A 13,988-nucleotide genomic window follows, 5' to 3' on the forward strand; every position below is an offset into this window, starting at 1 on the left:
GTTGCGCATCCGTGACGGAGATGATCGCCTGGACCCGAGCCACCACGCCGGCCCACGGGAGAGCCGCGCGGTGCGCCGGGGGGAGTACGCGTGCGACGTCTCGCGATCGCGGTGGTCACCGTGGGGTTCGTGCTGGTCGGCGCCCTGCCGGCGCTGGCCGGGTCCGGTGAGGACGTGCTGCGGCCGGGCGAGCAGCTGGGTCCCGGTGAGGCGCTGCTCGCGCCGGGCGGCGCACAGGTGCTCGTCATGCAGCCGGACGGCTCGCTGGGCATGTACGCGCTGGACGACGTGGTGCGCTGGACGACCGGCCGCGGTGTCGCGGGCTCCGTCCTGAGCGCCGACGCCACCGGCGACGTGCGACTCGTGGCGCCGGACGGCGCCGTGGTGTGGAGCACCGGGACGGGCGGCTCCGGCGGGACGCTGCGCCTGCAGGACGACGGCGACCTCGTCGTGCAGGGTGCCGACGGCGCGGTGGTCTGGAGCAGCGGGACCGCGCAGGCCCCGTCGTCGCTCACCGGCCCCGGCCGCCTGGCCGGCGACGACGTGCTCTCGTCACCGGACGGGCGGCACACGCTCCTGATCGGCCCCGACGGGGTGCAGCTGATGGGACCCGACGGCGCCGTGCGGTGGGCGCCGCAGGCCCCGGTCGGTCCCGAGGAGTCCGACGCGTCGTCGAGCGGGCGGTCGCAGCGGGCGGGCACGTCGGCCACACCGCGACCGTCACCCTCCGCAGCGCCCCGTGCCCCCGCCGTGGCGCTCGAGCTGCGCGAGGACGGCAACCTCGTGGCCCTCGACGCCGACGGCGCCCCGGTCTGGCGCAGCCGCACCGCCGGGCACGGGCCGGCGACGCTGACGCTGCAGGACGACGGCAACCTCGTCCTGCTGGACGCGGCGGGCGCCCCCGTGTGGAGCTCGAGCACGCCGATCGGGCCGTCGGCCCTCGAGCCGGGGGGTGAGGTCGCGGCGGACGCGTTGCTGGGCTCGCCGTCGGGGCACCTGGGGCTGGCGGTGCGCGACGGTGCGCTCGTCGCCTCCTGGGACGGGGAGCCGTTCTGGTCGTCGCCCACCGACGGTGCGGCGTCCGTGCGGCTGCAGGAGGACGGCGACCTCGTGCTCCTCGACGCCGCCGGAACGACGGTCTGGTCCACCGGCACGGCCGGCAGGACCGGGGCACGGCTCGTCCTCGAGGAGCGTGCGGTGCTCCTGGTCACGCCCGACGGTGAGGTGCCGTGGCAGGTCCCGGTGCCGGAGGGCCTCGCGGCCGCACCCGTGGACACCGCACCGGCACCCCGGGCGCAACCGACCGACTGCGCGCTGGTCGACGGGCCGGTGGCCGAGGCGGACGTCGTGCGAACCGGCAGCGGCATCCGCGTCCACCCGTGCCTCGCGGACGCGGTCGACGCACTGGTCACCGCGGCGCGCGACGACGGGGTGGAGCTCGGCGGGGGCGGCTGGCGCAGCCCCGAGCAGCAGATCGCGTTGCGCCGCGCGCACTGCGGTCCGTCCGACGCGGACATCTACGACAAGCCCGCCTCGGCGTGCTCCCCGAGCACCGCCCGGCCGGGCAGCTCGCGGCACGAGCGCGGTCTGGCGATCGACTTCACCAGCGGCGGCCGGTCCCTGTCCGCCGGGTCCCCGGCGTACGCGTGGCTGGTGCAGAACGCGGCGGCGTACGGACTGTCGAACCTGCCGGGGGAGCCGTGGCACTGGAGCGTCGACGGCTCCTGAGACCTCTACGCTGGACGGCGTGACGCAGAGCCCTGTCCCCGCGGCCGCCGACCTCAGCGCGGTGACCCAGGACTACCTCAAGGTCATCTGGGGGGCGCAGGAGTGGTCGGACGCCCCCGTGACGACCAAGCTCCTGGCGGGGCGCCTGGGAGTCGGACCGTCGACCGTGTCCGAGACCGTGAAGCGCCTCGCCGACGCCGGGCTCGTCTCGCACCGGCCGTACGGTGCGGTGGAGCTGACCGCGGCGGGCCGGGCGCACGCCCTGGCGATGGTGCGCCGGCACCGCCTCATCGAGACCTACCTGGTCGAGCGGCTCGGCTACGGCTGGGACGAGGTGCACGACGAGGCCGAGGTGCTCGAGCACGCCGTGAGCGACCGGTTCGTCGAGCGGGTGGCCGACCTCCTGGGCCACCCGGACCGGGACCCGCACGGCGACCCGATCCCCGCCGCCGACGGCACCGTGCACCTGCCCGACGCCCGGGTCATGTGGGAGGTCGAGCCGGGCGACTACCGGGTCGCGCGGATCTCCGACGCGGACCCGGAGCTCCTGCGGTACCTCGAGGGTGTCGGCCTGGTGCTGGACGCGCCGGTCGTGCTCGACGAACGACGCGCCGTGACGGGCGTCGTCAGCGTCCAGGTCGACGGCCGTCCGGACCGCGTGGAGCTGGGCGAGGTCGCCGCCTGCGCGATCTGGCTCACCGCGCGGCACTGACAGCCCCGGGGCCCGGCGTCGTCCGGCCCCGGCCCTCGGTACGATTCACGGGTGAGCGACCAGTCCCCGAACCCGACCCCCGACGACGTCCCGTTCCGCTACACCGCCGCCCTCGCGCAGGAGATCGAGCTGCGCTGGCAGGACGAGTGGGAGAAGCGCGGCACGTTCTTCACGCCCAACCCGGTGGGTCCGCTCACGGACGGCCAGGGGCGGCACGCCGACCCGGCCGCGCGGCCCTTCTTCGTGATGGACATGTTCCCGTACCCGTCGGGCGCCGGGCTGCACATCGGTCACCCCCTGGGGTACATCGCCACCGACGTCGTGGGCCGGTTCCGGCGCATGTGCGGGGACAACGTGCTGCACGCTCTGGCCTTCGACGCCTTCGGGCTGCCGGCCGAGCAGTTCGCCGTGCAGACGGGCCAGCACCCGCGCACGACGACCGAGGCCAACATCGCGATCATGCAGCGCCAGCTGCGCCGGCTGGGCCTCGCGCACGACCCGCGCCGCTCGTTCGCCACGATCGACCCGGACTACGTGCGCTGGACGCAGTGGATCTTCCTGCAGATCTTCGAGTCCTGGTACGACGAGGACGCGCCGCGCCCCGACGGCGGCACCGGCCGCGCCCGTCCGGTCTCCGAGCTGGTCGAGGAGTACGCCGCGGGCACGCGGCCGCTGCCGACGGACGTCGAGGGCGTCACCGAGGGCGCGACCTGGGCCGACCTGGACGAGGCGACGCGCCGCCGCGTCGTCGACAGCCGACGCCTGGCCTACCTGTCCGAGACGCCCGTCAACTGGGCGCCCGGGCTGGGCACGGTCCTGGCGAACGAGGAGGTCACGGCCGACGGACGCTCGGAGCGCGGCAACATGCCGGTGTTCCAGCGCAGCCTGCGCCAGTGGAACATGCGGATCACGGCGTACGCCGACCGCCTGACGGACGACCTGGAGCGCATCGACTGGCCCGAGAAGGTCAAGGCCATGCAGCGGCACTGGATCGGCCGTTCGACGGGCGCGCGCGTCCGGTTCGCGGTGCAGGGCGGCGAGGAGGTCGAGGTCTTCACGACGCGGCCCGACACGCTGTTCGGCGCCACGTTCCTCGTCGTCTCGCCCGAGCACCCGCTGCTGGACGAGGTGCCGCAGGCGTGGCCCGACGGCACGGTGGACACCTGGACGGGCGGGCACGCCTCGCCGGTGGACGCCGTGGCGGACTACCGCCGGCAGGCCGCCGCCAAGACGGCCGTGGAGCGCCAGCAGGACGCGGGCCGCAAGACCGGCGTCTTCACGGGCCACCTGGCGGCGAACCCGGTGAACGGCGAGCTGCTGCCCGTGTTCACGGCCGACTACGTCCTCATGGGCTACGGCACCGGCGCCATCATGGCCGTGCCCGGCGGCGACGAGCGCGACTTCCAGTTCGCCGAGGCCTTCGGGCTGCCCGTCGTCTACACCGTCGACGCGCCCGAGGGCACCCCGCCGGGTGCGCGCACCGGTGACGGTGCGGTCATCAACTCGTCCAACGACGAGATCAGCCTGGACGGCCTGCCCGTCGCCGAGGCCAAGGACCGCATCGTGGAGTGGCTGGCCGCCCGCGGCGCGGGGGAGCGGACCGTCACCTACCGTCTGCGCGACTGGCTCTTCAGCCGCCAGCGCTACTGGGGCGAGCCCTTCCCGATCGTCTACGACGAGGACGACCACCCCATCGCGCTGCCCGCCTCGGCGCTGCCGGTCGACCTGCCGGAGGTGCCGGACTTCTCGCCGCGCACCTACGACCCGGACGACGCGGACTCCGAGCCGGAGCCGCCGCTGGGCCGCAACCCCGACTGGCTGTACGTCGAGCTGGACCTGGGCGACGGGCCGAAGCGTTACCGCCGTGACGCCAACACGATGCCCAACTGGGCCGGTTCGTGCTGGTACTACCTGCGGTACCTGGACCCGCACTCCGACGACGTCCTGGTCGACCCGGCGCTCGAGGAGTACTGGATGGGCCCCGGCCACGGCGCCCAGCCGGCCGGCTCCACGGGCGGCGTCGACCTGTACGTCGGCGGTGTCGAGCACGCCGTGCTGCACCTGCTGTACGCCCGGTTCTGGCACAAGGTCCTGTACGACCTGGGCCACGTGCGCAGCTCGGAGCCCTTCCACAAGCTCTTCAACCAGGGCTACATCCAGGCCTACGCCTACACGGACGAGCGGGGCGTGTACGTGCCGGCTGCCGAGGTCGTGGAGGACGAGTCGTCGCCGACGGGCTTCACGTGGGACGGGCAGCCCGTCAACCGCGAGTACGGCAAGATCGGCAAGTCGCTGAAGAACGCCGTGTCGCCGGACGAGATGTACGAGGCGTACGGCGCGGACACGCTGCGCGTGTACGAGATGTCGATGGGCCCGCTGGACCTGTCGCGGCCCTGGGAGACGCGTGCCGTCGTCGGGGCGCAGCGGTTCCTGCAGCGGCTGTGGCGCAACGTCGTCGACGAGACCACGGGCGAGCTCGTGGTGTCCGACGACGAGCCCGCGGTGGAGACGCTGCGCCTGCTGCACCGCACGGTCGCCGACGTGCGCGCAGACATGGAGGGCATGCGGATCAACACCGCGATCGCCAAGCTCATCGTCCTCAACAACCACCTGACGACCCTCGACCGCAGCCCGCGCTCGGTGGTCGAGGCGCTCGTCGTCATGACCGCTCCGGTGGCGCCGCACGTCACCGAGGAGCTGTGGGCGCGGCTCGGCCACGACGAGTCGGTGGTGCACGCGGAGTTCCCGCAGGCCGACCCGCAGTACCTGGTCGAGGAGACCGTGACCTGCGTGTTCCAGGTGCAGGGCAAGGTGCGCGGGCGGGCGGAGGTCTCGCCGTCGACCGGTGAGGACGCGCTCCGCGAGCTCGCGCTCGCGGACGCCGGCGTGCAGCGCGCCCTCGCGGGTCGCGACGTGCGCACGGTCGTGGTGCGTGCCCCCCGGCTCGTCAACGTGGTGCCTTCCTGAGCCCCGCGACGGGTCGGCACGCGCCCCGGGTCGCTGTCGTCACCGACTCCACGGCCGCGCTGCCCCCGGGCCTGGCGGCGGAGGTCGGCGTGCACGTGGTGCCGCTCGAGGTGAGCATCGACGGCGCGCGGTACGCCGAGGGCGTCGACGTCACGCCCGAGCAGCTGCTGCAGGCGCTCGCGCGCGGGTCCCGGGTGACGACGTCGCAGCCGCCGCCCTCGGCGTTCGCGGCCGCGTACGAGCAGGCGGCCGCCGAGGGTGCCCACGCGATCGTGTCGGTCCACCTGTCCGGCGAGATGTCGGGGACGGTGCGCTCGGCGCGGACCGCGGCGACGGTCAGCCCGGTACCCGTGCGGGTGGTCGACTCGCGTACCGCTGCGCTCGGGCTCGGGTTCGCCGCGGTCGCCGCGGCGCGGTACGCGGCGACGCCGCTGCCGGACGAGCCGGACGACGCCGACACGGAGGACGGCGTCGGCGGCACCGTCCGGCGCTGGGTGGCGCGCACGGTGCACCGGACCTCCGCCCCCCGGTGGCCGGACGCCCAGCAGGTCGCCGACCTGGCGGCTTCGACGGCGGCGGGCAGCCGGGTGTGGTTCCTCGTCGACTCCCTGGAGCACCTGCGCCGGGGCGGACGGCTGGGGACGGCGGCCGCCGCGCTGGGCACCGTGCTGGGTCTGCGTCCGCTGCTGACGGTGCAGGACGGCCGGCTCGTGGTCTGCGAGAAGGTCCGCACCCGGCGGGTGGCCCGCGAGCGCCTGGAGCAGCTGGCGCTCGCCGACCTCGTCGGCCGGCCCGGCGCCCGGGTAGCCGTGCACCACGTGGGCCCGTCGGACGTCGCGGACGAGGTGGCTGCGCGCCTGGCGGAGGCGGCGGGTCCCGCGGTCGGCGAGGTCGTCGTGGCCGACGCGGGCGCCGTGCTCGCCGCGCACGTGGGCCCCGGTCTGCTGGCGGTCGTCGTCACCGACGCGTAGGGGCCGCACCGCCGCCGGCCGCGCCGCGGCTGGCACGCCGCGCGCCTGCAGGCGCGAAGGGCGGTCGACGAGCCGACCCCAGGACCGCGGGTGCGCCGTACGATCCACCGCCGGGCCGTCGCCCTCGGGACGACGGCTCGGGTGGTCCTAGCGTCGCGACGGTGCCGCCCCTCGACCGCCGCCGCCTCCCGCCCGACGTCGCGCACCGCCTCGCCGCCCTGACGGCCACCGCGCGCGACGGCCGGACGGGAGGGGCGCACGGACACGACCCGGGGGCGGACCCCGGGAACGACGTGCCGGGGGGTGAGGCGCGGGCCGCGGACACCGGCCGACGACCCGGGCCCGCCCCCGGTGAGGACGGGTCGCCGGCCCTGCGCCGGACGGTCGCCCCTGGTCACCGCCCGGCAGGGCACCCCCTGGCGGATGCGGCGGTACCCGGTCCCGGACGCGGCGACCGCGCTCCGGCCGGTTGGACCCCTCACACCGGTGGTGCCCCCGCCACGGCCCCCGCGGACGACGGGCTCGAGGGTCCGTCGCCGGAGCGGTGGCGTCCGGACGTGCGCGCGGCGCTCGCCGCGGCATCACCCGGGCCGCCGCCCGCCGCGCCCCGGGTGCGGTGGGCGCCAGGCTGGCGGGCGGCGGGGGCGGCGACCCTGGTCCTGGGTCTGGTCGCGGGCGGCATCGTGCTGCGCGCGTCCGCGGTGCCCCAGGGGGAGCCCGTCCGGCTGCCGACCCCCGCGGTGGCGGGCGCCTCCGCCGTGCAGCCGGACGGCGAGCCGGGATCGGGGCCGGGGACGGCGTCCGTGGACGGTGCGGGCGACGACGTGGTGGTGCACGTCGTCGGGGCCGTCGTGCGGCCCGGTGTCGTCCGGCTCGCGCGCGGTGCGCGGGTGGGCGAGGCCGTCGACGCGGTCGGTGGCAGCGTCCCGGGTGCCGACCTGGCGGGCGTCAACCTGGCGCGCGTCCTCACCGACGGGGAGCAGCTGGTCGTGCCGGTCGTGGGGGCGCCGCCCCTCGCGACGGGCGGCGGTGCCGCCGCCGCCGCGGACGGGCTGGTCGACGTCAACACCGCCGACGCCGCGACGCTCGAGGACCTGCCCGGGGTGGGCCCGGTGCTGGCGGAACGCATCGTCCAGCACCGGACGGAGCACCCGTTCACCACCGTCGACGACCTCGACGACGTGACGGGGATCGGCCCGGCGCTGCTGGCCGACCTGCGGCCGCGGGTACGCGTGTGAGCACGGGAGCCGCGGGGCCGGTCGACCTGCGGATGCTCCCGCCCGCGGCCGCCGCGTGGTGCGCCGGAGCGGTGGTCGTGCACGCCCCCGACGCCGTCGCCCGGACCACCGCGGTGCCGGGCGTCGTGCTCGGGGTCGCGGTCGTGGCCGCGCTGGTGGGTGGGGGCGTCCGGGCGTCCCGGGCCCACGCCGCCGACCACGGGCCCGCGACCGGGCGACCGCGCGGTGCGCTGCCCGCGCTGGCGCTGGCGGTGGTGACGGCGGCCGTGGTCCTCGTGGCCGGCGCGGCCGGCCACCAGGCCCGTGCGCCGCACGTCCTGCTGGGAGCCGCGCAGGACCGCACCACGGTCGAGCTGACGGGCCGGGTGTCCACCGCCCCCCGGCCGGTGGCCGGTGGGGGCGCGCGGTTCACCGTCACCGCGTCCGCCGTCCGGGTCGAGGGCACCTGGTACCGCGTGCGTGCACCCGTCGACGTCCTGGCACCGACGGGCGCGGTGCTCGACGCGGTCGTGCGCGTGCGGGGCGTCCCGGCGGCCGGGGGCGCCGGTGTCCGCACCGCCGTCACGCTGCGGTCCGGCCGGGCGCCGGTGGTCTCCGCACCGCCGCGGGGGGTCCGGGCGTGGGCGGCGGGCGTGCGCGACGGGGCCCGCGCCGTGGCCGCGCCCCTGCCCCCGGACGTGCGAGGGCTGCTGCCGGCGGTGACGGTCGGTGACACGGGTGCCGTCCCGGCCGACCTCGAGGTCGCGATGCGCGCGGCCGGGCTCGCGCACGTCATGGCGGTCTCCGGCGCCCACTTCGCGATCGTCGGTGCGATGGTGCTGGCGGGGGCGGCTGCGGCGCGGGCACCGCGGCTCGTGCGCCTGGGACTCGTGGCGTCCGCGGGTGCCGCACTGCTGCTCGTGGTCGGACCCGCGCCCAGCGTCCTGCGGGCGGCCGTGATGGGGGCGGTGGGTCTGGTGGGCCTGCTCGCCGGGCGCCGCGCCGCCGGGCCGGCTGCACTCGGCACGGCCGTCGTCGCGCTGCTCGTCGCCGACCCGTGGCTGGCGGCCGACGTCGGGTTCGCGCTGTCGGTCGCGGCGACCGCGGGCCTCGTGGTGCTCGGCTCGCCGCTCGTCGAGCGGTGGGCGCCGCGCTGCGGCCGACCGGTCGCCGCGCTGCTCGCCGCCCCCGTCGCCGCGCAGCTCGGTTGCCTGCCGGTGACGCTCGCGGTGTGGCCGACCTTCGGCCCGTGGGCGGTGCTCGCGAACGTCGTGGTGGCCCCGGCCGTCGCCCCCGCGACGGTGCTCGGCCTGCTCGCCGCCGCACTCGCCCGCGTCTGGCCGTGGGCCGCCGACGTCGCGGGCGCGGGGGCCGGGGCGGCCTGCTGGTGGATCGCCGCGGTCGCACGGTGGGCGGCCGGCCTGCCGGGCGCCGCCCTGCCGTGGTGGCCGGGCGTCGGCGGAGCGGTCTGCGCGCTCCTGGTCGCGGCGGCCGCATTCGCCCTGACCCTGTGGCGGGCGTCCGCCCGGTGACGGGTGCCCAGGGCGGGCCGGGATGTCCGCGGCGCGTGGCAGGCTGGTCCCGTGGCCGCCCGTACACCCGCACGTCCGTCCCGCAGCACCACCGGCTCGTCGCGCGGGCGGGCCGCCGCCTCGACGGGCGGTGTGCCGTGGACGCAGGCGGCACCGGCCCCCGTGGTCCTGGTCGCCGGCCCCGAGGCGCTGCTGGCCGACCGGGCGTGCGAGCGCATCGTCGCGCAGGTCCGCGAGGCCGACCCGGAGGTCGAGGTGACCCGGGTCGACGCCGCGACGTACGCGCAGGGCGAGCTGAGCGTCCTGACCAGTCCCTCGCTCTTCGCGGAGGCCAAGGTCATCCTCGTCGAGGGCGTGGAGCGTGCGGGGGACGCGCTCCTGCTCGACGCCGAGGCGTACCTGGCGGCCCCGGCACCCGACGTCGTCGTCGTGCTCCGGCACGGCGGCGGCCAGCGGGGCAAGCGGCTGCTGGACGCGGCGAAGCGGGCGCAGGTCCCCACCGTCGCGTGCGACCAGGTCCGCACCGACGCGGACAAGACCGCGTTCGTCACCGAGGAGCTGCGGCGGGCAGGCCGACGCGCGGACGGTCGTGGCGTGCGGGCGCTGGTGGACGCTGTCGGCTCGGACCTGCGAGAGCTCGCCGCCGCGTGCGCGCAGCTCGTGGCGGACACGACCGGCCTGATCGGCGAGGAGGCCGTCCAGCGCTACCACGGCGGGCGTGTGGAGGCGACGGGCTTCCAGGTCGCCGACGCCGCCGTCGCCGGGGACGCGGGCCGGGCGGTCGCGCTGCTGCGGCACGCGATGGCGACCGGGCTCGATCCCGTCCCGGTCGTCGCGGCGGTCGCCGCGCGGCTGCGCACGCTGGCGAAGGTCGGGGCGGTGCGCGGGAGGGGCGCCGCTGCCGCACGAGAGCTGGGCATGGCGCCGTGGCAGGTGGACCGTGCGGCGCAGGACCTGCGGCGATGGACCCCCGAGGGTCTGGCCGTCGCCATCTCCGCCGTGGCGCAGGCCGACGCGGAGGTGAAGGGCGAGGGACGCGACCCGCGGTTCGCGGTGGAGCGCGCGGTGCTGCGGGTGGCGGCTGCTGTCGACCGCTGAGGCGTGGACCCCGCTCCCGCGGGTCATGCCCGCGCCGGGTGCCCGGGGCACCCGCCTGTGACTGGGGAACGCCGGCGGTCACCCGTCCGGGCGCGTCCGTCCGTGCAGCGCCGTGACACCCCCGGCACCGCGCCGGCAGGGCACGTGCGGGTGGGTGCGGACGTCAGTGCCCGACGAGCCGGGCCCCCGCCCGGTCGAGGACGCCCGCCCGCTCGATCAGGTTGCCCTGGAAGAGCGTGAACCCCAGGTCGCGCGCATGGCGCAGGACCTCGGGAGACTCGACGTACTCCGCGACGAGCATCGCGCCGAACGAGCGCGCGACACGGACCACCGGGTCGCCCTCGACGTCCAGGTCGCGCACGTCCACCTTGACGAAGTCGGCGTGCGGCAGCAGGCGCCGCTGCTCCGGGCGGTCGACGAAGGCCGGCAGCGCGATGCGGAAGCCCTGCTCACGGAGTCGACGCAGGCCGGCCAGCGCCGCGGCGTCGACCTCGGCGGTGGTGCTGACCTCGATGACCAGGCGGTCCGGGCGTGCCGGGACCGGGAGCTCACCCAGCAGGTGCGCGCGTGGGCAGCGGACGAACAGCAGGCGCCCGTGCGCGACGTGCTCGAGGTCGGCGCGCCCGAACGTGGCGCGCAGCACGTGGTCCGTGGCGTGCTCGTGGGCGGCCCGGTCCCACGTGCGGGCGAGGTCCGGGTGGTGGCCGGGCGCGCGGTAGGAGAGCTGGTACGCGAACGGCCGCCCGTGCGTCGAGTAGATCCCCTGCCGGGCGACGAGCACCGGGTCGTGCGCCAGGTGCTGCTCCCAGGCGCGCCGCAGGGCGCGGGGGATCGCCGCATCGACCGCCGCGCCGAGCCGGGCGAGCGTCGCGTCCTGGTCGTCCGATGTCATGGCCCCTATGACACCACAGGTGCGGACGGGTGATCACGTGTCGAGGGGGTGGAAATCCGACCGACCCGTTCGGGTGTACGGGTGTTCGCGCAGATCCTTCCGATGTGTCACCCTGTCGGCGACGCGTCCCGACCTGGCGGGCCGTCGATCTCACGCCCCCAGGGAGCACGAAGCCCTCTGACAGGAGAACGACCATGAAGCCGCTCACCAGTGCAATCGCCGCTCTCGCCATCGCCGGTTCCCTCGTCGTCGGCGTTCCTGCCGCCACCGCCTCGGTCTCGATGAACGGTGGCGCCAGCGGTTGCTGCAAGGCCCTCTGATCGCGCGCACCGCGGGACGCAGGTCGACGACCGGTCGGTGGTGATCAGTCACGCTCCGCCAGCCGTCGGCGTCGCGCGCCGGGTCGGGAGGTCGTCGTGCCCGGCCCGGCGCGCCGCGCATCCCTCAGGGTGAATGGCACGTAGTTCATCGCCAGGGGGATGGCTTTCACGGACGTCATACGTAGAATGACTTTTCATGACGACGATCGGTGACCGCGTGCGTGAGGCGCGGCTGGCCTCCGGGCTCTCCCAGACGGCGCTGGCGGGCAACGCGTTCTCGCCCAGCTACATCTCCCTCATCGAGGCGGGGCACCGCGAACCGACGGACACCGCGCTCGGCGTGCTGGCGGAACGTCTCGGTACGACGCTCGAGTTCCTCAAGCACGGTGAGGACGGCCCGAACGAGGCGCGGACCCGGCTCGAGGTCGACTACGCGCGGCTCGACCTGGCCAGCGGCGACGCGGCCGGCGCCGCCCGGCGCATCGACGCGCTGGACCTCACCGTGGTCACGCCCGTGCTGCGCGTCGAGGCGCTCACCACGCTCGCCTGCGCCCACGAGGTGCTCGGCGACCTGGAGACGGCGATCACGCTGCTCGAGCCGTTGCTCGCCGAGACGCGGGAGCGTCCCGACCACCTGCGCGCCGCCTCGCTCACGACCGCCCTGGTCGGCTGCTACCTGGAGGCGGGCGACCTGCACCGGGCCGTCGAGGTGGGGGAGGGCACGCTCGCGGAGCTCGACGCGGCGGACCTGCTGGGGACCGACGAGCACCTGCGGCTCGCGTCGACCGTGCTGTGGGCGTACGTCGAGCGCGGCGACCTGCTGTACGCGACGCACCGCGCGGCGGAGCTCGTGCGGCTCGCGGAGTCGCTCGGCACGCCCCGCGGCCGGGGCAGCGTGTACTGGAACGCCGCTCTCGTGGCCGAGCAGCGCCGGGACTACGAGCTCGCGCAGCGGTACACGGAGCGGGCGCTGGCCCTGCTCTCGGAGGGGGAGCCGGACCGGGACCTGCCCCGCCTGCGGGTGAACTACGCCTGGCTCCTGCTGCGCTCCGAGCCGGCGGACCCGCGGGCGGCGCTCGAGCAGATCGACAGGGCGGAGCCGGGGGTGAGCGCGGTCGGCTCGGCGCTGGACATCGCGCGCCTGCAGGTCGAGCGGTCGCGGGCGCACCTGCTCCTGGGTGACGAGGACGCGGCTGAGGCCGACGTCCGGCGGGCGCTGGACGGCCTGGGCGACTCGCCCCGGCTGGAGTCCGCCACGGCGCACGTCGCGCTGGGTGACGTGCTCGACGCCCGCGGTGACCACGAGGGGGCGACCGCGTCGTTCAAGTGGGCGGCCGACCTGCTGGGCATGATGGCGGCCACGCGGTACTCCGCCGGCGTCTGGCGTGACCTGGGCGACCGCTACCTGCGTCGCGGCGACGTCGACGCGGCGGCGCGGGCGTTCGACCGGGCCCTGCGCGAGGCGGGGTTCCACCCGTCGGTGCCGACGGGTGCGCCGCGCGAGACGTGGGCGCTGGGTGGCTGACGCGGTCCTGGTCGGCTGACGAGGTCCGACGAACGCCGGAAGGGCGGCACCCCTCGCGGGGTGCCGCCCTTCCGGCGTTCGTGCGGGACGTCGAGGTCCCTGGCGCAGGTGGAAGCTGCGCTGCGGGCTCAGAGGCCGTTGACGGCCTTCGAGAGCGCCGACTTGCGGTTGGCGGCCTGGTTGGCGTGGATCACGCCCTTGGACACCGCCTTGTCGAGCTTGCGCGCCGCGACGGCGAGCGCAGCGTTCGCCGCGTCCTTGTCGCCACCGGCGACGGCCTCGCGGACGCGACGCACGTACGTCTTGAGCTCGGACTTGACGGACTTGTTCCGCAGCCGGGCCTTCTCGTTCGTGCGGATGCGCTTGATCTGGGACTTGATGTTCGCCACGTGTGGACTCTCTTGGTTAGGTCGCCGGAGCGATCCGACAGGTCGTAGAGGGCATGCGCAGCGCCAGGACTGGGGCGTGGGGACACCCTCGGGAAAGGCCTGCGCCCGCGCCCGCCGACCCAGGCGGGCACGCGGTTCGACATCTTACCAGCCGTGTAGCCGGGCAGCCGCACCGACGACCTCGTCGTACCGGCGGCGGTCCAGTGCGGCGCCCTCGCGCCGGACCTCGTCCGCGGGGAGCCGCAGCACCCGGTCGAGCCGTACCTCGCTCGGTCGACCCCGCGGGTCCCACGCGCCGCTGCCCACGTCGAGCCAGACGCGTCCGTGCCGCGCCTCGTCCGCGGCGTCCCGGTCATGGTCCTTGCTGGTGAGCATGAGGGCGACGACGGTGGCGTCCTCCACCGCCAGCACGAGCACCGGGCGGTCCTTGCCCCGCCGTGGGTCGTCCTCGTAGGGCACCCAGGTCCACACGACCTCGCCCGGGTCCGGCCGGCCGTCGGCGCTCGGCGCGTACGCGGGACGGACGGGCCCGGTGCCGCGGGGCGAGGGGTGCAGGAGCCGGCGCACGACGCGCCGCAGGGCGGAGGGTCGGCGGCCGTCGGTCACGGTCGCCGAGCCTAGCCGCGCCGCGTCGACG

General features: G+C 76.3%; 12 protein-coding genes. 9 read left to right on the forward strand and 3 right to left on the reverse strand.

Annotated features, from left to right (window positions below; translation table 11 throughout):
* Positions 1-90 precede the first annotated feature (90 nt).
* The 7 genes from J1G43_RS08315 to holA all read left to right on the forward strand — a co-directional run bounded on the left by J1G43_RS08315 (position 91) and on the right by holA (position 10,225).
* A complete protein-coding gene (locus J1G43_RS08315; RefSeq protein WP_207378315.1) occupies positions 91-1,728 on the forward strand; it encodes a D-alanyl-D-alanine carboxypeptidase family protein in 1,638 nt (545 codons plus the stop codon).
* 19 nt (positions 1,729-1,747) lie between these two features.
* Complete coding sequence (locus tag J1G43_RS08320) at positions 1,748-2,440, forward strand: metal-dependent transcriptional regulator (protein WP_207341033.1); 693 nt, start codon at positions 1,748-1,750, stop codon at positions 2,438-2,440.
* A gap of 51 nt (positions 2,441-2,491) precedes the next feature.
* Positions 2,492-5,407 (forward strand): leucine--tRNA ligase, encoded by a 2,916-nt coding sequence (leuS, locus tag J1G43_RS08325; RefSeq protein ID WP_207378316.1) that lies wholly within the window; start codon positions 2,492-2,494, stop codon positions 5,405-5,407.
* Complete coding sequence (locus tag J1G43_RS08330) at positions 5,404-6,378, forward strand: DegV family protein (RefSeq protein ID WP_207378452.1); 975 nt, start codon at positions 5,404-5,406, stop codon at positions 6,376-6,378. The genes leuS and J1G43_RS08330 overlap by 4 nt, the downstream gene beginning before the upstream one ends.
* Before the next feature lie 557 nt (positions 6,379-6,935).
* A complete protein-coding gene (locus J1G43_RS08335; RefSeq protein WP_307859525.1) occupies positions 6,936-7,616 on the forward strand; it encodes a ComEA family DNA-binding protein in 681 nt (226 codons plus the stop codon).
* Positions 7,613-9,127 (forward strand): ComEC/Rec2 family competence protein, encoded by a 1,515-nt coding sequence (locus tag J1G43_RS19360; protein ID WP_207378317.1) that lies wholly within the window; start codon positions 7,613-7,615, stop codon positions 9,125-9,127. Before J1G43_RS08335 ends, J1G43_RS19360 begins: the two co-directional genes overlap by 4 nt.
* 132 nt (positions 9,128-9,259) lie before the next feature.
* The gene (holA, locus tag J1G43_RS08345; RefSeq protein WP_307859556.1) at positions 9,260-10,225 is read left to right on the forward strand and encodes a DNA polymerase III subunit delta; all 966 of its coding nucleotides are present in this window, start codon (positions 9,260-9,262) and stop codon (positions 10,223-10,225) included.
* Between the two features lie 163 nt (positions 10,226-10,388).
* Here the strand turns inward: holA and J1G43_RS08350 are convergent, their stop codons facing one another.
* On the reverse strand, positions 10,389-11,117 hold the full coding sequence (locus J1G43_RS08350; protein WP_207341036.1) for an EAL domain-containing protein: 729 nt from the start codon (positions 11,115-11,117) through the stop codon (positions 10,389-10,391).
* A 194-nt stretch (positions 11,118-11,311) separates the two neighbouring features.
* Between J1G43_RS08350 and J1G43_RS19365 the strand changes: the two genes are divergently transcribed.
* Together J1G43_RS19365 and J1G43_RS08355 are read left to right on the forward strand one after the other, a co-directional pair.
* A complete protein-coding gene (locus J1G43_RS19365) occupies positions 11,312-11,437 on the forward strand; it encodes a hypothetical protein (RefSeq protein WP_256439578.1) in 126 nt (41 codons plus the stop codon).
* Positions 11,438-11,633: 196 nt separating this feature from the next.
* Positions 11,634-12,962 (forward strand): helix-turn-helix domain-containing protein, encoded by a 1,329-nt coding sequence (locus tag J1G43_RS08355; protein WP_207341037.1) that lies wholly within the window; start codon positions 11,634-11,636, stop codon positions 12,960-12,962.
* 128 nt (positions 12,963-13,090) lie between these two features.
* On the opposite strand, the gene rpsT is transcribed toward J1G43_RS08355, so the two are convergent.
* Both rpsT and J1G43_RS08365 read right to left on the reverse strand, forming a co-directional pair.
* Entirely contained in the window at positions 13,091-13,351 is a 261-nt protein-coding gene (gene rpsT / locus J1G43_RS08360) for a 30S ribosomal protein S20 (RefSeq protein ID WP_089799688.1), read from the reverse strand.
* Positions 13,352-13,495: 144 nt separating this feature from the next.
* Positions 13,496-13,957 (reverse strand): type II toxin-antitoxin system PemK/MazF family toxin, encoded by a 462-nt coding sequence (locus J1G43_RS08365; RefSeq protein ID WP_307859526.1) that lies wholly within the window; start codon positions 13,955-13,957, stop codon positions 13,496-13,498.
* Positions 13,958-13,988 lie beyond the last annotated feature (31 nt).

The organism is Cellulomonas sp. zg-ZUI22 (genome assembly GCF_017353535.1).
Taxonomy (GTDB): domain Bacteria; phylum Actinomycetota; class Actinomycetes; order Actinomycetales; family Cellulomonadaceae; genus Cellulomonas; species Cellulomonas wangleii.